At 45.7% G+C, this 21,586-nt stretch carries 22 protein-coding genes and 1 tRNA gene; 5 read left to right on the top strand and 18 right to left on the bottom strand.

Features of this window, described 5'->3' with window-relative positions:
- Positions 1 to 462 precede the first annotated feature (462 nt).
- Together NYR52_RS00340 and NYR52_RS00335 are read left to right on the top strand one after the other, a co-directional pair.
- Positions 463 to 606 (top strand): hypothetical protein, encoded by a 144-nt coding sequence (locus NYR52_RS00340; protein ID WP_259436082.1) that lies wholly within the window; start codon positions 463 to 465, stop codon positions 604 to 606.
- A 57-nt stretch (positions 607 to 663) separates the two neighbouring features.
- Positions 664 to 1,504 (top strand): IS5 family transposase gene (locus NYR52_RS00335; RefSeq protein WP_375163144.1). Its coding sequence is split into 2 segments (ribosomal slippage): positions 664 to 999 and positions 1,001 to 1,504, totalling 840 coding nucleotides; the frame shifts between segments, so codons are not numbered across the junction.
- 905 nt (positions 1,505 to 2,409) lie between these two features.
- Here the strand turns inward: NYR52_RS00335 and NYR52_RS00330 are convergent.
- Positions 2,410 to 2,973: an imm11 family protein gene (locus tag NYR52_RS00330; RefSeq protein ID WP_259436081.1), complete on the bottom strand. Its 564-nt coding sequence runs from the start codon at positions 2,971 to 2,973 to the stop codon at positions 2,410 to 2,412.
- 42 nt (positions 2,974 to 3,015) lie between these two features.
- Positions 3,016 to 4,593, bottom strand: coding sequence for an AHH domain-containing protein (locus tag NYR52_RS00325; RefSeq protein WP_259436080.1), 1,578 nt, complete (start codon positions 4,591 to 4,593; stop codon positions 3,016 to 3,018).
- 291 nt (positions 4,594 to 4,884) lie between these two features.
- Between NYR52_RS00325 and NYR52_RS00320 the strand changes: the two genes are divergently transcribed.
- Both NYR52_RS00320 and NYR52_RS00315 read left to right on the top strand, forming a co-directional pair.
- Entirely contained in the window at positions 4,885 to 6,360 is a 1,476-nt protein-coding gene (locus NYR52_RS00320) for an IS1182 family transposase (RefSeq protein ID WP_375163165.1), read from the top strand.
- Between the two features lie 93 nt (positions 6,361 to 6,453).
- Positions 6,454 to 7,294, top strand: a protein-coding gene (locus tag NYR52_RS00315; RefSeq protein ID WP_375163157.1) for an IS5 family transposase whose coding sequence is annotated in 2 segments (ribosomal slippage) — positions 6,454 to 6,789 and positions 6,791 to 7,294 — 840 coding nt in all. Because the reading frame shifts where the segments join, the coding sequence is not laid out codon by codon here.
- A gap of 480 nt (positions 7,295 to 7,774) precedes the next feature.
- Here NYR52_RS00315 and NYR52_RS00310 read toward each other — a convergent pair.
- The 15 genes from NYR52_RS00310 to NYR52_RS00240 form a co-directional block, all read right to left on the bottom strand.
- On the bottom strand, positions 7,775 to 8,233 hold the full coding sequence (locus NYR52_RS00310; RefSeq protein WP_246026928.1) for an asparagine synthase-related protein: 459 nt from the start codon (positions 8,231 to 8,233) through the stop codon (positions 7,775 to 7,777).
- A 247-nt stretch (positions 8,234 to 8,480) separates the two neighbouring features.
- Positions 8,481 to 9,140, bottom strand: coding sequence for a hypothetical protein (locus NYR52_RS00305; RefSeq protein ID WP_259436079.1), 660 nt, complete (start codon positions 9,138 to 9,140; stop codon positions 8,481 to 8,483).
- Between the two features lie 270 nt (positions 9,141 to 9,410).
- The gene (locus NYR52_RS00300; RefSeq protein WP_158283330.1) at positions 9,411 to 9,632 is read right to left on the bottom strand and encodes a LuxR C-terminal-related transcriptional regulator; all 222 of its coding nucleotides are present in this window, start codon (positions 9,630 to 9,632) and stop codon (positions 9,411 to 9,413) included.
- Positions 9,633 to 9,715: 83 nt separating this feature from the next.
- Complete coding sequence (locus tag NYR52_RS00295) at positions 9,716 to 9,943, bottom strand: hypothetical protein (protein ID WP_158283329.1); 228 nt, start codon at positions 9,941 to 9,943, stop codon at positions 9,716 to 9,718.
- Positions 9,944 to 10,200: 257 nt separating this feature from the next.
- A tRNA-Ser gene (locus NYR52_RS00290) sits at positions 10,201 to 10,292 on the bottom strand.
- Between the two features lie 125 nt (positions 10,293 to 10,417).
- A complete protein-coding gene (locus NYR52_RS00285; RefSeq protein WP_022738581.1) occupies positions 10,418 to 10,792 on the bottom strand; it encodes a hypothetical protein in 375 nt (124 codons plus the stop codon).
- 163 nt (positions 10,793 to 10,955) lie between these two features.
- A complete protein-coding gene (locus tag NYR52_RS00280) occupies positions 10,956 to 11,834 on the bottom strand; it encodes a DNA-binding domain-containing protein (RefSeq protein WP_259436078.1) in 879 nt (292 codons plus the stop codon).
- Positions 11,812 to 12,228 carry an ATP-binding protein gene (locus tag NYR52_RS00275; protein ID WP_259436077.1) on the bottom strand — a complete coding sequence of 139 codons (417 nt, stop codon included), beginning with the start codon at positions 12,226 to 12,228 and terminating at the stop codon, positions 11,812 to 11,814. The genes NYR52_RS00280 and NYR52_RS00275 overlap by 23 nt, the downstream gene beginning before the upstream one ends.
- A complete protein-coding gene (locus NYR52_RS00270) occupies positions 12,183 to 13,100 on the bottom strand; it encodes a hypothetical protein (RefSeq protein WP_259436076.1) in 918 nt (305 codons plus the stop codon). The genes NYR52_RS00275 and NYR52_RS00270 overlap by 46 nt, the downstream gene beginning before the upstream one ends.
- A 110-nt stretch (positions 13,101 to 13,210) precedes the next feature.
- Positions 13,211 to 13,702: a tRNA adenosine(34) deaminase TadA gene (gene tadA / locus NYR52_RS00265; protein ID WP_259436075.1), complete on the bottom strand. Its 492-nt coding sequence runs from the start codon at positions 13,700 to 13,702 to the stop codon at positions 13,211 to 13,213.
- Positions 13,703 to 13,763: 61 nt separating this feature from the next.
- Positions 13,764 to 15,125 carry a TldD/PmbA family protein gene (locus tag NYR52_RS00260; RefSeq protein ID WP_132221928.1) on the bottom strand — a complete coding sequence of 454 codons (1,362 nt, stop codon included), beginning with the start codon at positions 15,123 to 15,125 and terminating at the stop codon, positions 13,764 to 13,766.
- A 308-nt stretch (positions 15,126 to 15,433) separates the two neighbouring features.
- Complete coding sequence (locus NYR52_RS00255) at positions 15,434 to 15,862, bottom strand: Fur family transcriptional regulator (protein WP_022738588.1); 429 nt, start codon at positions 15,860 to 15,862, stop codon at positions 15,434 to 15,436.
- A 35-nt stretch (positions 15,863 to 15,897) separates the two neighbouring features.
- Positions 15,898 to 16,752, bottom strand: coding sequence for a metal ABC transporter permease (locus tag NYR52_RS00250; protein WP_132221926.1), 855 nt, complete (start codon positions 16,750 to 16,752; stop codon positions 15,898 to 15,900).
- A gap of 49 nt (positions 16,753 to 16,801) precedes the next feature.
- Positions 16,802 to 17,560, bottom strand: coding sequence for a metal ABC transporter ATP-binding protein (locus tag NYR52_RS00245; protein ID WP_132221924.1), 759 nt, complete (start codon positions 17,558 to 17,560; stop codon positions 16,802 to 16,804).
- Positions 17,557 to 18,513, bottom strand: a complete 957-nt coding sequence (locus NYR52_RS00240; RefSeq protein WP_132221922.1) for a metal ABC transporter substrate-binding protein — start codon at positions 18,511 to 18,513, stop codon at positions 17,557 to 17,559. The genes NYR52_RS00245 and NYR52_RS00240 overlap by 4 nt, the downstream gene beginning before the upstream one ends.
- Before the next feature lie 292 nt (positions 18,514 to 18,805).
- Here NYR52_RS00240 and NYR52_RS00235 point away from each other — a divergent pair, with 292 nt between their 5' ends.
- Positions 18,806 to 19,417 (top strand): poly-gamma-glutamate hydrolase family protein, encoded by a 612-nt coding sequence (locus NYR52_RS00235; RefSeq protein WP_259436074.1) that lies wholly within the window; start codon positions 18,806 to 18,808, stop codon positions 19,415 to 19,417.
- A gap of 67 nt (positions 19,418 to 19,484) precedes the next feature.
- Here the strand turns inward: NYR52_RS00235 and NYR52_RS00230 are convergent, their stop codons facing one another.
- Positions 19,485 to 21,509 carry a YhgE/Pip domain-containing protein gene (locus NYR52_RS00230; protein WP_259436073.1) on the bottom strand — a complete coding sequence of 675 codons (2,025 nt, stop codon included), beginning with the start codon at positions 21,507 to 21,509 and terminating at the stop codon, positions 19,485 to 19,487.
- Positions 21,510 to 21,586: the final 77 nt, after the last annotated feature.

Here is a 21,586-nt window from a genome sequence, read left to right as displayed (position 1 = left end):
CTTATAAAAGCTAGGCTTTTAGTTTACGGTTCAATTGTGGATCGAATCACCTTTGATTTAGGGGCATATCTACCGGGATCAGTGTCATTCTATGGCCTAATTTTCGTAGATAACTGGGATATTAACGGTGATTGCCACAAATATTAGTATCAATAAAAGAAAAGAAACTAAAGGAACAGAATACAAAAACAACGTAGTCCAGCCACTCAACAAAAAACCTTGGAAGTTTAAATCCAAGGATTTTTCATATCTTGATAAATAATTTTTTTATTCATCGTAATTACCTACATAAAAAAATGACTATAATAAAGGCTAGCCATAGGCCAACCTTTTAACATTATATTAAAAGTAGTTTGAAATAATACATTTATTAAAAATTGACAGATAAGTGTCCTATGGTTTAAAACTAAATTAAACTATTGTGAACGTAAAAGGTTAATACCCATGAGGGGTAATTGCTAGATGAAAGAAAATCGTGAATTAAAGCCTATACCACAGGAATACAAATCTCCTGAACTATCCCATCTATCCGATCTCCAAATTTATGAACTCATTGAGCGTTACTATAAAAAGGAAGATTTAAATGTCCTAGGGCGTGTCTGGTGAATCCATCATGATTTCCTGTTAGAATGTTCATAACAACAAAAGCAAGGAGACATCATGATGAGACGGCGTTATGAGATTACAGATGAGGCTTGGGAAAAGATCGAGCCTTTATTGCCTTCGAATGGGAAACGAGGCGGACAGTGGAAAGACCACCGAACCATTTTGAACGGAATCCTGTGGAAGTTTGGGACGGGAGCTCCCTGGCGGGATCTGCCTGCACGTTATGGTTCTTGGAAAACTTGCTACTATCGTTTTACACGTTGGCAAAAGGATGGGACGTGGGATCGCTTGCTTAAGCATGTTCAGACTTACTCCCACGCCGTTTCCGATGTCGATTGGGTTGTTTTCGTTGACAGCACGATTGTCCGAGCTCATCAGCACGCCGCAGGCGCGCCGAAAAAAGGGGGACCCTCGCTTCCAGAATGAGGCACTCGGACGAAGCCGCGGAGGTCTGACGACCAAAATCCATCTTGCTTGTGACGGAAAAGGTCGACCGCTTGCTTTTACAATCACTCCCGGTCAACAGCATGACTGTACCCAATTACAAGCATTACTCGATTCCATTTCCGTTCCCTGTTTGGGAAAAGGAAGGCCTCGCAAGAGGCCGGATCATCTGATTGCCGATCGCGGCTACAGTTATCCGTCTTGTCGTCGATTTCTTCAAAAACGTGGGATTTCCCATACCATCCCCGAACGCAGAGATCAGGCGGAGCGTCGGGCCAAAAAGCCGGGGCGTCCTCTGACCTTCAACAAAGAACAATATTCACGCCGAAACGTGATTGAACGCTGTATTAACCGCCTGAAGCAATGGCGTGGCTTCGCCACTCGTTATGAAAAACGGGCGGTTTATTTTTGTGCCGCCATTACCTTGATTTCCTTGATCATGTGGCTCAATTAATCATTCACCAGACACGCCCTAATCAAAGAATTTAGTCTTAAAGGTGTTCGTCCAACGACCTTGGTATCTAAACTCCCTCCTGAAATCGAAAATACTCTTTGCCCTTTTTGTGAAGTTAACTACATTACCTTCCGCAAACCAAGAACCGGTAAGTCAAAACCAACACATTGCCCAAATTGTGGTCACTTGGAACAAGCAGGTAAACGTGGTCGTTATTGAAGATGTGACAACTGTACTAAACAACGAAGAACTGAAATCGTACAAGAGACTGAAGAAAGAAAGCGGCTTGAAGAAGAAAGAAAACGACAGGAGCAAGAAAAACTAGAAAAGCATCGGGAATTGGTCGAGAGAGTATATGGCGTTTCTCAGTTTGAAAAAAAGAAGCTTAGTGACCTGTCATTTAAAGACCTTTGGTATTTAAGTAGTCTCCTTCGAGTAGGATTTGAGCAAGAAAGAGGCTTAGTAGGTCTTATCAAGATGAATTAGCACCAAAATGACAAGAGAACTGGAAGTTATCCAGCTCTTTTATAATCTAATGATATTCAACTCATCATCATATATGGTCCAAGCCAATAGGCCACTCATCTATATCTATAACGATGGATACCTACTCACATGTTACTCCGAATATGCAAAAAGAAGCCGCCCAAAAGCTGGACAGCCTTATTAGGTAAGTAAATTTAAAACTCAACTCAAACTCAAAATATTAGATAAAAAGTAAACGTCCAATAAGGATTGTAAAATTCACTCCTTATTGCGCGTTTTAAATTCCTAGTTAAAAACACTTTAGCACACTAACGTTAGAAGTTTGTTAGAAGGTCGCCCGATTTCGGTAAAATAAAAAAGGGCTCCGAATTGCGGAACCCTTTCAGCTCGCCCCAACTTATTGGACAACATTTAAAAAACTATTTTTCTGAATCCCACACTTCTATAAACTTGAATCCAACCAGGCGATTGGCTTCAACGACATGTTTAAATTCGTCAGATACAAACACAACTGGATGAACTTGATCACCCAAATATACTTGAAAAATATGTTCCCCTTTTACTTTTTCCTTGCTAAAGGCATATTTCTCAAAATCAATTAGTAGACCTGATTCTGTGGTTTCGACGATAGCTTTCTCATAATCAACGGCATCAATTGCATGTAGTACATGAATCAACCAATAACTATCTTCAGGATGAACCAAAGGTAATGCTTCTACTTTCTCTTTTACTAAGTCCTCTAAAACACCTAACGCCCTTTCGCTAAATACAAGTGCAAAACTGCATCCCCAAAATGGTGGACAATCACTTTTTCTTTTTCCTTCCTCAATACTATATACTTCGACAGGCTGCCAAAATTCAAACATCGGCTCCACTTCAAAAAATCTTTTATCAAAATACTTATTATAATCTTGCTCAAAATGAACTAGTTGAAGAGATTGGAAATCCTCATTTAATAAGCTCTGTAATTGCCAAACCTTCATGATACACCTCCATAGAATAGACTACATTATTTTTTCGTTGGGCTAGTTTAACGATAATGAACCATCTAATAGTTTTGCTCTAATTTGATTTATCTCTTTAACTGCATCCGATGTTGTTCCACCTTTTAATTTTACTAACCTTAATCGTTGCGTTACATATCGAATATAATTTTGTCCATGATTTCCACGATGCAGAGCTTCATCCCCAACATACTTTCCTTGTGGATGGTTATTGTCAACGTAAGGCAAAAACACACCATTTGCTGCAGAGTTTTCGTTTATGCCAAATTCCTTCAATAACTGTTGAGCTTCACGCGCTCTTGGATCATTCCATGGGATAATATGATGCGCAGCATTCGGATAAGGGGGAGCTTCAACACCAGCCTTCTTGAGCTCTTCACGTAATATAACGGATGCCTGCGTGCCTTCTTTATAATTACCCGTCAACTGAGTCCGGTTACTAACCAGGATAGAATACCCTTGAGCGGAATTTACTTTTGCTCCACTGCTATTGCTTATTTTACTGGTTTCCCCACCGCTACCCCGGTCAACTTGAGCATACAAGCACTCAATAATGTTTTCATTACCAAATCTAATCAGCGCAAAGTATTGAGGCGTTTGTTTAAACGCAAAACATTTGTCCACGTTTTTAATAACTGGTTTAACTTTCGACACAACCGGGCCTGCATGTTTTTCAATCGTAGCAGTAGCTTTATTAATAAGCGGTTGAACCAGTGGATAGGTGCCAGAGGCAAAACCGACAAATGTGGCTCCTGCTAAACCAGAGAGAACAGCTCGTTTCCAGTTCAACTCTTTCCCTCTTAACCTATCATCCACTCCACTGGTAATGGCTCCTTCTGCTACTGTCATTGCCCCCATTTTGCTAAAGAGCCCACCAGCCATACGTTGGACAAAAGCTGGAGCTTTGCCAAGAATCTGCTTCCCACCACTAATGATTGGATCTAAGAACCGCGATCCTGTAATAGCAGTCCCCAGTCCTGGTGCAAACTTCGTTAAGCCAGAAAAAAATGCACCCGCTGCTCCACCGCCGATTGCACCTGCCGCACCACCAATGGCCGCTCCCAACATCACCGTCTTGTCCACTTTGCCGCCATTAAGTAATGCGCCGAAACCAAGTGAAAGACCCCAGTTCGCCAACAGCATGAGTCCCAATGGTTCCATCCCAGGAATAAGTAGAAGACCCACTCCAGCAATAATCACCCCAGCTGAAGCAACCGCCTCTTTATTTTCCTTCACCCATTGCCATGCGCTGTCAAAAGCGTTGGTTGTATTATTCCATAGAGACTGAGTAACTTCCCCCAAATCTTTGTTTTTTACGTTTTCCCATACTTCAGATAATCCTTGTTTGAACTTGTTTTTTAATGATTGATAACCCGATATTAGATCGTTTATCCACTCTGGCTTTCCAAAAAGATCGTCCTTTCGTTCCTCAAGTGATTGTTCTTTAGGACTTTCATCAACTGAGGCAACCATGTTTTGTCCTGTGAGCACTTGCATGATCTTATCCTTTAGTGATCCTTGCACTTCTGCAAAGGCCATCACTTGGTTTAACAATAAAGCCAGTGCAACACCACAGGCGATTACGATGATATATTCCATCGTTGGCGACCCTTTACGACTCTGTAGAACCTTGGCCATTCTACTTAAGAATCTTTTCAAAAAGCGTTCACCTTCCAAATGATGATTTGTGTACAATCCTATTCTATGTCAACCGGAAATAGCAGGAAATAGATTGGATTATAAAAAATTTTGAATTAGCGAAAATTAATATAAAAAATAAAAAGCAACGGAGATTCCGTTGCTGAGGCTGCTGACAAACTGCCTTGAAAGGCAGGGTCAGCAGCCTTTTTTGTCGAATCAATAAAAAACACTCTATAAGGAGTTTTTTCTATGTTTAGAACAAACCCGAGTAAAGAACATCAACCAGAACTAGTTAACATAGAAGAATTAGTTCCACGAGATCACTTGTTACGGAAAATTAATGAAACGATCGACTTCTCCTTCATTGCTGAGAAATGTAAAGAATTATACTGCCAAGATAATGGGCGTCCATGTCTTGACCCAATTATGTTATTTAAAATGCTACTCATTGGATATTTGTTCGGCATTCGTTCCGAACGCCGACTCATTGAGGAGATTAAAGTTAACATCGCTTACCGTTGGTTTGTAGGGTTATCTCTAACCGACCCAGTCCCACATGCATCTACTTTCAGTCAAAACCGTCGAAGACGGTTCCAAAGCTCCACTATTTATCAGGAAATATTTGATGAAATTGTCATTCAGGCGATCCAACATGGATTTATTCAAGGAAAAGAGCTTTTTAGTGACTCCACTTTTCTTAAAGCCAATGCCAATAAAGGAAAGTTCAAAAAACAATTAGTTAAAGTTACTCCCAAAGGATATATGGATGATTTAGAACAAGCAATTGAGCAAGATCGAGAAGAGCACGGAAAGAAGCCTTTAAAAAAAAAGCCCATAAAGGTTGAAACGAAAGAAATTCGTGTAAGTACGACCGATCCAGATAGTGGTTATATGGTTCGAGATGGAAAACCCGAAGGCTTTTTCTATCTCGATCATCGTACTGTCGATGGTTTACATAACTTCATTACAGATGTATTTGTTACACCAGGAAATGTCCATGATTCAGTTCCTTATTTAGAAAGGTTAAATCGTCAGAAAAGCCGCTTCGGCTTTTCGGTGAAAGCTGTTGCTCTGGATTCTGGTTATTTAACTATGCCTATTTGTCGTGAATTGAGAGGACAAGGAATCTTTACGGTTATTGCACATCGGAGTTTTCGACCAGATAAAGACCTCTTTCCGAAATGGAGATTTAAGTATATTCCTGAGCAAGATGTATATCTTTGTCCAGCAAAGCATCAACTTACATATCGAACGACCAACCGTGAAGGATACAGACAGTACAAATCCAATCCCGAGATTTGTAAGCAATGTCCTTTTCTTAAGAATTGCACAAAGTCAAAGAACCACACAAAAATCCTAACACGTCATGTATGGGAAGATGCAAAAGAGTGGGTTAGACAAAATCGCTTGAGCCCACGTGGAAAAACTTTATATAAGCGTCGAAAAGAAACGATTGAACGTAGCTTCGCTGACGCGAAGGAACTTCATGGTCTTCGATACGCACGCTACAGGGGGCTTGCAAAAATTCAAGAGCAATGCCTCCTAACTGCTGTGGCTCAAAACATAAAAAAGTTGGCTATGCTGCTTTCGAGAGCAGGTAAGGGAGGTGGTTTTAAGTTTATATGGGTTGATATTCATCCATTAATTGTTTATATCCCTTTTATATACAAAAACCCTGCGATCAACAAAGTTGATTCGCAGGGTTTGTCAACATTCTCAGCCTAGCTTATAAAAGCTAGGCTTTTAGGGCGTGTCTGGTGAATCCATCATGATTTCCTGTTAGAATGTTCATAACAACAAAAGCAAGGAGACATCATGATGAGACGGCGTTATGAGATTACAGATGAGGCTTGGGAAAAGATCGAGCCTTTATTGCCTTCGAATGGGAAACGAGGCGGACAGTGGAAAGACCACCGAACCATTTTGGACGGAATCCTATGGAAGTTTGGGACGGGAGCTCCCTGGCGGGATCTGCCTGCACGTTATGGTTCTTGGAAAACTTGCTACTATCGTTTTACACGTTGGCAAAAGGATGGGACGTGGGATCGCTTGCTTAAGCATGTTCAGACTTACTCCCACGCCGTTTCCGATGTCGATTGGGTTGTTTTCGTTGACAGCACGATTGTCCGAGCTCATCAGCACGCCGCAGGCGCGCCGAAAAAAGGGGGACCCTCGCTTCCAGAATGAGGCACTCGGACGAAGCCGCGGAGGTCTGACGACCAAAATCCATCTTGCTTGTGACGGAAAAGGTCGACCGCTTGCTTTTACAATCACTCCCGGTCAACAGCATGACTGTACCCAATTACAAGCATTACTCGATTCCATTTCCGTTCCCTGTTTGGGAAAAGGAAGGCCTCGCAAGAGGCCGGATCATCTGATTGCCGATCGCGGCTACAGTTATCCGTCTTGTCGTCGATTTCTTCAAAAACGTGGGATTTCCCATACCATCCCCGAACGCAGAGATCAGGCGGAGCGTCGGGCAAAAAAGCCGGGACGTCCTCTGACCTTCAACAAAGAACAATATTCACGCCGAAACGTGATTGAACGCTGTATTAACCGCCTGAAGCAATGGCGTGGCTTCGCCACTCGTTATGAAAAACGGGCGGTTTATTTTTGTGCTGCCATTACCTTGATTTCCTTGATCATGTGGCTCAATTAATCATTCACCAGACACGCCCTAGTTTACGGTTCAATTGTGGATCGAATCACCTTTGATTTAGGGGCATATCTACCGGGATCAGTGTCATTCTATGGCCTAATTTTCGTAGATAACTGGGATATTAACGGTGATTGCCACAAATATTAGTATCAATAAAAGAAAAGAAACTAAAGGAACAGAATACAAAAACAACGTAGTCCAGCCACTCAACAAAAAACCTTGGAAGTTTAAATCCAAGGATTTTTCATATCTTGATAAATAATTTTTTTATTCATCGTAATTACCTACATAAAAAAATGACTATAATAAAGGCTAGCCATAGGCCAACCTTTTAACATTATATTAAAAGTAGTTTGAAATAATACATTTATTAAAAATTGACAGATAAGTGTCCTATGGTTTAAAACTAAATTAAACTATTGTGAACGTAAAAGGTTAATACCCATGAGGGGTAATTGCTAGATGAAAGAAAATCGTGAATTAAAGCCTATACCACAGGAATACAAATCTCCTGTCAGTAAGAACGTTATCTCCACCATCTCCACTTATATGCAATTCTGAACTAAATGAACAAGCTTTTTCTATAAGAGAGTTAATCCATCCATATGTTGTTAAAAAGATAATTGGTTCATCCGTTAGTGAAACTTCGTCCATTGATTCATAAGGGAGAGGATACTCACCAGGTTCCAATATCAGATGATAAATATTGTCTCGGCTTTGGCAGGATTCCATTGCTAAATTAACATCTTCAAACTCATGTGGTGAGAGACCTTTTAAAGTAATTCCAATTAAATTACGCTTACTTTCCTTCAGCTTATCAGCCGCCACGAGAGCAAGAGTAGTAGAATCAAGCCCACCACTAACTTCTGCACTTACTCGTTCTACATGATTTAATCTTTTATGAATCGATTGCATAAAAAAAGGCGAGCCGTAGCTCACCAAAAAGGAGGAAGCCTCCTATAAAACTCGCATACCCCTATTTTAGCAGGTAACTATAAGCTGATACAACAAATGTATAGCTTGTCCATTTTGTCCGTTTTGTCAGATCTGTTAACTAGATATATTTAAACCTTAGCCACGTCTCTTCTTTATCAACAAACGAACAAGCAAAAATACAACACTAATCACAACAGCAAACGCTATAATTTGCCATATCATCGTACCAATTGAAAACATTATTTCACTCTCACTTTACAGTATATTTGTAATGCATATTTACTGTTTGAGTATATAATTTCCCTGCTCCTTCAAAAAACAAAACCCAAGAAGCTTGTCCTTGACCCTTAATCATAGTGGAGTTACGAGAAACTTTTTCACATTTTGTTGCTTTTCCGTTTTCTTGCCAATCAACCGCAAAAGTAATTCCCGTCAGTGTAGTCCAAGCATCACAACTGGTAATCGTTTTACTAGAGTTCCATTTAATATCAGCCCACAACCCAATCTTTCCAAATCCAAATCTTTGGTATCTAACCTGTCGAGTTCCATATCCTCTTGTAACAGGTTGTTCTTGGATGTCTTCTATTTGGGCATCACGATTAACCATTTCCAGAAATTTTTGCAGGTCTTCCAGTTTATCAAATTTAATGACATTCGATCCTTCAGGCAAATTTTTAACATCCTGAAGATTATATTTGGAACTAATTTGTTCTTGATTTAATTTTTCTTTTGGTGATGGTTCGTTCCCTACAAGCTTGCTTCCATCTAATACATTATAATTAGTTAAATTTTTTTCTATTAACTCCTGTTGTTGCCCCTCAGCAGCATATGTACCAATGGAACCAAATCCAAATGCACTAGTTACCGTTAAAGTGGTTGTTAATATAAAATGGATTAACTTCTTTTTCATATTTATCTCCTATCACTTTTAGTTATTTTTTATCAATAGTAAAAACGAATCGTTACAAAAGTAACAACGAATTTTTACAAATATTTTTCATATGATTGTATATATTTGTAGTTTTATCAATTTCATTTCAAAAAACATACACATTTAATCCCCCTAATATCAACAGAAACACTTGCCAATGTACTTATTGTGTTAGTGAATCAGCTTCTGAAACTTAAAGTATATAAGCAAACGATGCTACTTTAAAAAGTAACATCGACTGAATGCTAATTACGTAATCCCATCACAATAAATTTCCCAAGCCATCTTTTTAAGAATCTTCCTCTTTATCTCGTTTACCTTTTGCCAGGATAATCCTACATGATGAGCAATCATCCCTATTCGCTCTCCATCCAAGATACATTCCAATACAGTCCGTTCCTTCTCATCCTCAATCTTTTCTGCTGCCTCCTTAACCGTTTGTTCAACTTTTACCAACCCATTTTCAATCACATAAAACACTCCTGCCCGGTTTGGGCACTGTTAGTTTAATTTTGTTTTTTGCCCCGTAAATTTTTGGGCAGTGCTACCTATTTTCAGGCTGATCGAATGTTAATCGTGTTAACGGATAGGCCCTTTGTCTGCCGTTCCCTTTTGCCCGCGCCTTGGTACGGCTTGCGTTCGTTTTTCAAATACGCTACATAAGCGCGGATAACGTCTGCCGTTAATTGCCGTATAACCTTAACGTCTGGATGGTGTTCGCTTAAATACCTAGTTAGCCATTCGATGTGTTTGCGGTAGTCATGTATCGTTCGCGCCCGCATTCCTTCGGCTTCCTTAGCCCGTACAAATAACGCAAGGGCTTCCTTAAACGTTAAATCCATAACAACTGCGCTATTTACTAACCTTACGCTCTTTAATGTGCGTCTTCCCACGGCGTTCTAATATTGGCTTTTTAGGCATAATAAAAAGCGTTACCCCTTTCCGGTTATGCACACGGAAATTAGTAACGCCTGCACGCGGTTTACGTTAAATTTAACGTGATGCACACGTTTAAAATAACGCCCTTAACACTCAAGTTTGGCGGAGAGAGTGGGATTCGAACCCACGGTACGGGTTACCCCGCACAACGGTTTTCGAGACCGCCTCCTTCAACCACTCGGACATCTCTCCATAAGTTAAACACTAACACTAATATATTATATCGAAATGCCAAAAAAAATCAAGCCTTCGCTCCCACTTTTCCTTTGCCCGTCTACACAAAAACAAAGAAGAGCCGATGCGAGCCCTTCTCCGCTCTAACCCCTTTTTCTCAGTGGCTTATCATATTCCTGCATCTGCGGTTGCGCCTTGGACATCGGTTCCCATCGGTCAAACGTGTCCACTGTCTTAGGAATGGCACAACCAATCAAGATGGCGATGATCACCAGGAGTTGCAACCCCAAAATGACGGCGTGACGAATGCGGCGCAATCTTTTGTTTATCGTGGGGCGGGTAAACCACACGACGGCACTCATCCAAACGACGGGAAACACGACGGACAAGAATTGAAACAACAGCGCCTCCAGCGGCGACGATGCGGCGTGGCCTTGCGCCTCATCCATCATCTGCAATCCCAACATCCCAATGCCCAACCCCAGCACCCATTGCACCAATTGCGTAAGGATTCCCATCTTATCCACCCCTTTTCCGGAATGTATCCTTATCGTAACTGGTGCACTTCAAAAAACTTCAAAAAGAATCAAGGGGTTGGCAAAAAAAATGCCCTTTTTTGTAAAAAGGGCGAGAGAAACTAAGCAGGATACGGATAATCATTGGCTGTCCTCTTTGGCCAATTCATAAAAAGGCGATCAGAAACTTTCGCGTATCCAGCCGCACATGGTACTCTTGGTTTTGGCGCATATGCTGAACCATCTTGCTCAGTTCAGCCCCACCGAAAAACCCGCTATACCGAACCACATGCTCATGCGCATATCCTTGATGCACCGCCGTCGCCGCCAGATTGCCAAAAGCCACCCGGATGGCGCGCCGCATGCGTTGCCGCACAGACTTTTCCAATTTGCGCAATTCCTCTTCCGTCACCTGCGTTCCCATCCGCTTCATCACCGGCGCTTGGCATATTTCTTTAAGTTGCGGCAATTCGTGTCCAGGATCGCTCTGTTCCCGCTCATGGAGGGTCAATAGGGCTTCCATCAAATCGGCCCTTCCACTCTCATCCCAGATGCCCAGCTCGGTCAAAATCGTCTTGCCTGCGCGCTGCAATCGTTCCACTGCGCTGGATGCGGCTTGGGGCGCGGGGGCTTCCGAAGAGGACATGATTTGGTAGATGCTCTTCAGCTTGTTTTCGTATTCCAACTCCCGTTTGATGTTTTTCAAGACCCGTTGCACTTTCAGGCGGTTCAGCGGCTTTTCAAAATGGTAATAAATCTCGTCTTTGGTCAACGAGATACTCTCGATATGATGGTCTTGGGAGATCATCACGATCTTGCCGTCAAATCCGTCGGCATTCAACCGCTCCACCGTTTCCAAACCATCGCGCCCCGACATGATGTAATCAATAATCAAGACATCCACTCTCTTGTTAATCATCAACTCTGTCGAAATCGCTTTCCCGTCATCCGCTTCTCCCACCACTTCACCCAGATCATAGTCCTCAATCAGATCGGTCAGCATCAAGCGAACAGCCTCATCGTCATCCACAATGTAAATGCGCATGGTTCTCCTCCTTTCGTTCCGGACGACGCAGGGGGAGGGGCAGGGAGACGGTGAATTCGGTTTCCCGTTTTTGCTGGTCGCTCCACACCTTCACTTCACCCCCGGCTTCTTCAACCAGGCCCTTTACATGAAATAAGCCGATGCCCGTCGATTGTTTCCCTTGTTCATCCCATTTGGTCGTGTAGCCCTCAACAAACACCCGCTCCACCGGTTGGCGGATGCCAGGCCCATTGTCCCACACTTGAAAATGTACCCAATCTTTGTCATAGATGGCGGTGATTTTAATCACCCCGCTCCGCTCAATCGCTTCAACCGCGTTGCTGACAAGATTGGTTAATATGGACAGCATCATGTTGGTCGGATAAAGGGGATGTTCCCCATAGACATGGCGCATAAACTCAATCCTCCGCCCTTTCCGCTCGCATAGTTGCGCCCCGCCAAGAAAACAATCTCCAACAGTTCATGCACATTTACTTCATCTGGCACATGCTCCCGTTTCATCAAGCGGGATAACCCCACTTCAATCACTTCCAAATGCTTGTGGATTTCGTGGCATTGCACGCAAATCTGTCGCAATTGCTGGATCATCTCATCCCGGTCCGCATTCCCGTCCTGCAACAGTTGTTGCACTTGCTTGACGTCATGAGACACCTGTTTGGCTTGGTCAAGCAACTTGTCCATGTAATGCGCCTCTTCGTACAAACCGGCCAGCATCATCAATTTTTGCTGTTTCTCCTGCCGTTCCCGCTTAAACATAATCATCGCGTACACACCGATCACAGTCAGGTTGCGAATCATAGCAATGATCCACAGGTAAGTGAATCGCCTCAGTTCGAATTCCGCGGGGCCAAATTGCTTGCGCAACATCAATTCAACCATGCCGCTCATCACTTCAGTGCCGAAGCCGATCAATAAAATGACAAAGGGTTGGTCGTGGTAATCCCGCACCCGCACCCAATGCAAAAGAGCTGCGTATGTCAAATAGTAGGAAAAAGACGGCATGTAGTCACCGAGGAACACATCCAAATCCACTCCGCCATAAAACCAAGCATGCAATCCGCTCCGCCAGGCCACGACGGCTATGGAGACCGCCAGCCCAATCGTCAACGGGGAATACCGTCGAATCCACAAGATGGCGAAAAAATAAATAGGAATGCTCATGCTCACCCGATAATCATCTTGAAATGGATGCACATTGTATTCGCCCGCGAGCGGAACTGCGAGGACAACGGCAATAAGCCACAACCAATCCATCCTCCTTTGCATGCTTATCCACCTCCTCACATACAGACGCAAACACATTATACACGAATCATCCGAATAATCTAACATTATTGATTCCCACAAACTGAAAAACAGGAAACCTCTTGTTCCGCTTAAGAGGTTTCCTGTTGCCGTTGTCGCTTTCTCTCTTTGTTCCGCCGGCGGAGCGCCCGAAAAAATTCGGTCAGAATGGCGCCGCAAGCATCTTTCCTTATGCCTGAGATCACTTCTGTCTGGTGGTTAAACCGTCCATCCGTCAATATATTCATCAACGTACCGGCACAACCCGCTTTGGGGTCCTCCGTTCCATATATCACCCGTCTGATGCGTGCTTGCAGAATCGCCCCCGCACACATGGGACACGGTTCCAACGTAACATAGAGATCACAGTCATTCAGTCGCCACCCTCCCACGTGCTCCGCCGCTTGACGAATGGCAATCATCTCTGCATGGGCGGTGGGATCGTGTTGCGTCTCGCGCAAGTTGTAACCTCTGCCAATCACTTCCCCATCTTTGACAATAACCGCCCCAATCGGGACTTCCCCAATCGCTTCAGCTTTTTTGGCTTCCTGCAATGCTTCATCCATCCAATGTTCATGTTCCAATGCGCTATTCACCTCTGCGGCGATTATAACACATGGAACCTTGTCAGGTCTCCCGACTCCATCAGTGATCAGCCGTATCAGTAAACCTAAACCGGTCGATCAAAAGCGCGGGCGTGCGGCAATATCCCCGCGCATGGCTGATCATTCGGCTTTCTCGTCCTACTGCCACAATCCGTTGCAAAGCTTGAACGACGCTCTCCCTCATGCACAAGTCCTTGATTGGCGCCACCACTTTTCCCTTTTCAACGAGGAAGGTGCCGTCCCGGGTGATTCCCGTCATGACCGTCTCTTTGGGATGGACAGTGGCCAAATAATCGAATCGAGTCACCACGATTCCTTTGTCCATGCGTTTAATCAACTCTTCATATGAGCAGGTCCCGGCTTCGACTTCCAAGAAAGAAGGTGCCACTCCCCGCATATCTTCAAGGGGAAATACAGCGCTGCCCGTTGACTGGGTTCCCACTTTCCGCGCCGTCCAATCGTCGTAGACCATGCCGCTAATTCTGCCCCGGTCAACCAAGGTGACAGGCCGCCTCGCCTGCCCTTCCCAATCGAAAGGAAAAGGCAACCCCGTCTCGTCCAGTGGATTTTCCTTGATGGTCAACAGTGGAGACAAATACGGTTCACCCATACGCGTAGAAGCGAAGCTGCGTCCTTCATGATAAAGAACGGGGTTAAAGCTGTAGCAAGCCCAATTGGTCACCAGATCGGCCACCGCTTTGGGTTCCAGCAATACTTGATACGTCCCCGGCTGCACCACGATTGGATGACGGCTCGCCAAGCACTTGTTTCTGGCTGTTTCCGCCACACGCTCCGCCTCCAGCTCATAGAAAGAACGCTTGGTGTCCGAGTCGTATCCCGAGCCGGATTCCCCGGTCACAACCGCATGCAATTCCGCTTTGCTACGCCGTCCATAAAGACGGACGCCCTTTGAGTTCACAACGGCATGATCTTGGATGGAGACCTGGCAAGAACCGGCGCCGATCAATCCCTTCGCTTTCGCCGCTTCCGCAATGACATACACCTTTTTGGCCATTTCCAACGGTGACACTTGCTCTGTCGCCTCGTCAAAGCCGATGATTTGAGGGATCGGCTCCGGCTTGACGAAGCTCGTCCGCAAGTGCTGAACATCCGCATATTGACTCAATCGCACCGCATGTTCCACCGTCATCCGCAGGGTGTCCTCATCCAACTGATTGCAAGAGGCCATGCCCAACCGGCCATCCAATATCACCCGCACGACCAATTGCAACTCACGTTTGCGTACATGTTGCACAATCTGGTTGTTATCAAGGCGCGACAGATAATGCGACTGGCCTAAAATCGCACAAGCAACCTGGTCAGCAACCTGTTTCCCATAATCCATCACATAATCGCAGGCTTGCAACAACCGCTTTCCTTCCATATGTTCCTTTATTTTCATCTCCGGCCACCTCGATCCGAATATTCAGATACCAAGCGTTTGCCAAGCCATTATGTTTATTTCCCTGGAAATATTCACCGTGCCATGACCTTTGCGTCCACCAGGGCGAATTGTTAATTTCTACAATGGTTACCTTTTTCCTTTTCACCAAGAACAATTTGCCGGAGGAAAGAACGGATACATACCAGACGTAAAAAAAACATGCCGCTCCCCTCGACAAGGGTGGACATGCCTCAATCATGCGTCGATTGCGTTTGTTCGTTTCCCGGCCCGGGAAAGCAGGGCGATCAGCCGTATGGAACCAGATGTTACGCATTTTTCTCGTATTCTTTGCACTCCACGCATATGCCATATATCTCAAACTTGTGGCCGGTGATCTCAAAATTCTCCGGTTGGCCAAAAATCGCCTTCATGGGACAGAGTTCAATCGCGCGCGTGCGACCGCATTCAGTGCATATGATATGGTGATGGTGCGAATCGCCCCCGCAATGAATGCGATAGCGCCGCTCGCCATTCCATTCCGTCCCTTCGACAATCCCCAACTGCTCAAACAAGGCCAAGTTACGATACACAGTATCAAAGCTAAGACCTGGATAATCTTTCTGCATCAAATCCAAAACTTCTTTGGCCGTCAAGTAACGTCCTTCTTCAAAGAAGAGCTGCACCATCATTTCCCGCTTGCCGGTATACTTGTATCCGTTTTGTTTCAACAGATTAAGCGCTTGTTTGATATCCATCGCTATCGCTCCTATATCGCCTGGTCCTTACTTTTCTATGATACTGGGTTGCGACGGAAAATGCGAACGATTCTCTTCACTGCCAAGATCAGCAACAAAATCGCCACCGAAACGAGGACAATCGTTCCCCCAGAGGCCCAGTCGAGATAATATGCGGCGAATAACCCGCTGAACACGGCCAATTGGGAGAAGACTACAGACCAGATCAATGTCTGGCGGAAGCTGTTGGTAAATTGCAGGCTGGCGGCGACAGGGATCGTCATCAGGGCCGACACCAGCAAAATCCCCACCACACGGATCGAAGCGGCGATCACCAGCGCTACGACCAGCATGAACAACAGATTGATGATTTTGCGCGAAATCCCCGTCAACACGGCATGCTCCTCATCAAAAGATAAAGCGAACATCTCTTTGTAAAAAAAGAGGAAAAACAAGACAACCAGTACGCCGATCCCCGCGATCAGGGTTAACTCGCCCTCATCCACGGCCAGGATGCTACCAAACAAATAGCCCGCAATATCCACATTAAATCCGTCAGCCGCGCTGATCAGCACCACTCCCAGACCGATCCCCCCAGACAAAAGAATCGGAATGGCAAGCTCCTGATAAGATCGATATAAACTGCGCACCTTCTCAACAAACATCGATCCCGCCAAAGAAAAAAACATGCCCGTGTATAGGGGATTTACCCCTTGGAACCAGGCGATTTCTTTTTGCAACAGCAAACCGGCCGCCACACCCGATAACGTAACATGCGCCAACGCATCAGCAATGAGGGATAGGCGGCGCACCACCAAATACACCCCCACCAAGGGTGAAATAAAACCGATAATTACGCCCGCGTACAGGGCATTTCTCATCCACTCATATTGGATCAGCAAATCAAACATACGAAAGGGCGCCCCAAAACATGGCGCCTCCCTCCCATCTCACTCTGTCTTAATGGTGATGGTGACTGACGACTTGTATGTCATGCCCATAGGCTTGAGTCAAAATCTCCTGTTCCCGTTGGGCAAATTCGTCCGGGTCACCGTGGAAAAACAAACGCTTATTTAAACAGGCGACTTGATCTACAGAAGTGGACAACACGCCGATGTCATGCGTGACCAAGAGCAACGTCAAGCCATGATGGCGATGCAACTCCGTCAACAACGCATAAAATTGTTCGGTCGACTTTGCGTCTACCCCCACCGTTGGCTCATCCAAAATAAGCAGATCGGGATCGGCCACCAAAGCTCTGGCGATAAATGCCCGTTGTTGTTGTCCGCCCGATAGCTTGCCAATATTGCGGTCACGGAACGCACTAAGCCCAACCTTGGCAATCGCTTGATCCACCTTCCTCCATTCTGAACGACCCATCCGGCGCAGCAGTCCAAGTTGCCCGTACAAACCGGAAGCGACCACTTCTTTGACCGTAGCCGGAAAGCCCAGATTGAAACTGTTCGCCTTTTGTGACACATAGCCGATACGGCCTCCCAATCGGGCATGGCGCACAGGCTGGCCAAATAGGCGAATCTCCCCGCGCTCCGGCTTCAACATGCCCAATACGCATTTGATCAGCGTCGATTTGCCAGAGCCGTTGGGGCCCACCAAGCCAAGGAATTGCCCGCGGTCAAGCACCAGATTGATCCCGTCCAAAACCGGTTGCTCTTCATATGAAAAATGCAGATTTTTAATCTCAATCACATGTTCTTTCATTGGGTCACGCCCAGCGCTTTGGCAAGATGCTCCTTATTCTTACGCATCACTTGGAAATAATCCATGCCTTGGGCCTTTTCCTCCTCTGTTAAACCTTCCAATGGGTTGAGGACAAGCGCTTCCGCTTTGACCTCCCGTTTTACCACTTCCGCAATTTTACTACTTACCAGGGTCTCAAACAAGATCACCTGAATGTCATGTTCACGTACTTCTTCAATGATGCGCTTCAATTCTTGCGGGCTCGGTTCATCGGAGGGAGACAATCCACTGATCGCCATCTGCTTCAAGCCATAACGATGCGCCAAATATCCAAAAGCGGCGTGGGAAACGGCAAACTCTTTCTTCGGCGCTTGTTTGACCATGGATTGAAACTCATTGTCCAGTTTGTCCAACTCCGCCGCCACTTGTTCAAAGTTTTTGCGGTAATCCGCTGCATGCTTGGCATCTTTCTTAATCAACGCATCACGGATCGCTTCCGCTTGTTTTTTGGCTAAAGCAGGATCCAACCAGGCATGCGGATCGATGTCGCCATGGTCGTGCTGATCACCGTGGTCTTTCCCATGATGTTGATCACCATGCTCTTCTCTTTTCAACAGAGGCAGCTTCTTGGTCGTCTCCACCACCAATGTCCGCTTGGTATCCAAATTTTTTGCGGCCTTTTCAGCCCACGCTTCCATGCCAGCACCATTGTAAATAAACAAGTCAGCATGGCTGAGGGCAGTCATGTCCCTTGCCGTCAATTCAAAATCATGTGACTCTACGCCAGGCGGAATCAAGTTGGTAACTTGCACATGGTCGCCACCAATTTTTTTTGCAAAATCCTCAAACGGAAATAAACTGGTATATACTTGTAATTTGCCGGGGTCGTTGCTTGATGGATTTGCGGCATTACCTGGCTGGCACCCAGTCAACAGCAGCAATATTGCCGCAAGAAAAATCAACCCTTTGTTCACTTCTAATCACCTACAATAGATTGATTTCGTTTCATAAGATTCTACTACTCATTATAGCCCCAGCTGTCAAACTTGTAAATCGTAAATATTACGATTTGACCAGTAGGGGGAATGAGAGTTCTACATGTTCTGTTCTAAGCCAGGCGGTTCACCTATCCCCTTTTCTGGTTGTCTGATCTCTTGTATCTATCTTAGTTTATCCTTCTCCATCTAGAATTAACGGCGGTTTCCGTCTTTGAACGGGGAAAACGCCGGAAGTCCGGTGAACAATCCTGCTTAAAAGGAGCGAGTCATGAAAGATCGTTATGTCAATTACAAGGATTTATCCCGCCATGAACAAGTGGGAAAAGATTACTCCATTCACCTTCATGTCCGTTCGCCTCAACTCGGCGTGTTTGCCATCCATGGCGGCGGAATCGAAACAGGAACGAGTGAGTTGGCCCTAGCAATCGCCGGCAGAGACTGGAGTTGTTATCTGTTCAGTGGTGACAAACCACGGGGCAACCACTGTCTGCACCTGACATCCACTCGCTTTGATGAGCCCTTGGCTATCCTGTTGGCGGGCCAGTGTGAACGGATTCTCACCCTGCACGGAGCGGCAGGAAACGAGGAAAAGGTGTATGTAGGCGGATTGGATGAAACGTGGCGGCAACAAATAAAAAAATGCCTGGCCCAGCAAGGATTCACCGCTATCGATCCCCCTCCCCGCCTGGGCGGAAAAGAACCGGAGAACATCGTCAACCGCGGTCGGCGCAAGCAAGGGGTGCAACTGGAGTTGACCAGCGGACTCCGCCGCACCTTTTTCCAAGGAAGCGGGCTTGCAGGGCGTAAACGGCCCACTCCACGCTTCCACACCTTCGTCGATGCGGTACGAGAAGCGATTTCCACTCTTTCACAACCCTGAGTGTAGCTGTGTGCAACAAAAAAGCCGTTTTACCCCAAATCGGAGTTAAAACGGCTTTTGTACAGCATCAGCTTGATTGTGCCATTCTGGTTTTCAATTTGGCAGACAGGCTTTGCATCCATGGTCGCACAACCAGAAGGAAGGTTTGCGTCACCATGTATGCCCCGGCCATGAACCCGAGCAATATCCCGGTGTCATGCAACACCGCTTGCACATTTCCATTGGACAGGATCGCTCTGAGGCCGTGAATCGTGTACGTCATCGGCAGATAAGGGTGTAGCGCCTTGAAAAACTCAGGTAGCAATTCCACCGGATACGAACCGCCACTGGAAGCAAGTTGCAACATCAGCACAATGATGGCCAAAAAGCGGCCTACATTGCCAAAGAGCGCAACCAGCATCTGGTTGATGGCAATAAACGTAAACGCCATGATGATCGTAAACAGATACAGCCATCCGGTCAATTTCGGCTGAAGATTAAGGGCGACAAGCAATATCCCACACAAGATGACTGCTTGTGCCGAGCCGATCAAGCCACCGGTCGCCAAGCTGAGCGGCTCTCCACCGGGGCGTTTGATCGCGCGGTACAGGTCGACGACCGTAAACAGCAACATCGCTCCCACCCATAATGACAGGGAGATGAAGTATGGCGCAAAACCGGTTGCGTAGTTGGGAACAGCATGGAAATTCTTCTCTTTGACCACAATCGGATCAGCCAACATATTTTCCTTGAGTTCAACGCCTTTGAGCTTCTCTTGGGCGTTGGTCACACCTTCTTTCAGCCCTTTCGCCAATTCAGCTTGGCCAGCGTGGATTTTCTTCAGGCCGTCTCGCAGGGCGTTTTGCCCGTCATGAATCTGGCGCGTACCTGACAGGGCTTTATTCGCTCCATTTTCCAACTGATTCAGTCCTGACGCAAGCACATTGATTTGATTCAAATCTTTTTGCACTTGCTTCACTTTGGCATGCAGCTCACGTACTTTCCCTTCATTTACGACCTGTTGGCGTGCCTGTTCCAACCGATCCAACTTATCTTTGATCCCCGGCGCTTGAATAGCGAGTTGCCCGATCTTTTGATGGCTCTGTCCTTGCAACCCTTCCGCATTCCCCAGCGCCGAGCGGATGGCTTCTATATCTTTATCACCGGCAAGCTCGGGATGACGCGCCAACAGACGATTTAACGCAGCCTGTGAGCGATCCAGTTGAACCCCTGATTGTGCCAGGTTCGATTGACTGGAGCGCAATTGGCTTACCCAATCGGCCATGTGCCGACCCGTCTCACCCAAAGGTTGGTTCAGCACTTGCTCCAATCGGCTCAATACCCGGTCTGCAGCTTCCAAATACGGCATTGCTTGCTCTACCTTCACTTTGGTCGCATCTACTTTGCCAGAAGCTAATTGCAACCCGCTGGTGATTTGCGACAACCCGTCTTCCAATTTGCCCAGCGCCGCCGCCAACTGGCCGCTAGCCGACAGGGCTTTGCTGGTGCCGTCGCGCAACTCTGCCGCGCCCTTGGCCGCTTTGTCCAAGTCCCGCGTAGACTGGGCGATCGAACCAAAAATCTCTTCTGCATAGGCTTCAGTCAAGTTTTCTTCCAGCGAGATCTCCAACTCGCGCCGCAGGGATTCCCCAATTTTTCCGGACAGGTAGTTGGTACTTTCATCCACATAGTACTCCAACTGTCCTTTGAGTGGTTTGGGGCTGTCGAGCGACACGGCTTTTTGGGATAAATCCTTCGGAATCACAATGCCGATGTAATACCGTTCCTCTCTGAACCCTTTCATCATCTGATCCCGAGACACAAATTCCCACTTCACCTTGGAGTCTTCGCTCAACTTCTTCCGCAACTCATCGCCAATATCAATCCGCTCTCCGTCTTTGACTACACCGCGGTCTTCGTTTACAACGGCTACGGGCAGATATTGCATATTCTCATAAGGATCGTAAAACGCTTTGAGATAGATCAAACTATAGACCAATGGAATGGCAAGGATGCCCATGAGTGCCAACCGCATCGGTTTTTGACTCCATAAGGACTGAAGGTCTCGAAAGCCGATTTGTCCTGTGGCCAACTTTTCCTTCAACCACTTCATCGTGCATCCTCCTCCCATAAAAAATTAGACTGACTGGTCAGTACAAAATTTAATTTACCGCTTCTCCTGCATAGTTG

The sequence above is a fragment of the Laceyella sacchari genome (assembly GCF_024927925.1).
In the GTDB taxonomy this organism is placed as follows: Bacteria; Bacillota; Bacilli; order Thermoactinomycetales; family Thermoactinomycetaceae; genus Laceyella; species Laceyella sacchari.
This window is presented reverse-complemented; position numbering and strand designations above follow the sequence as displayed.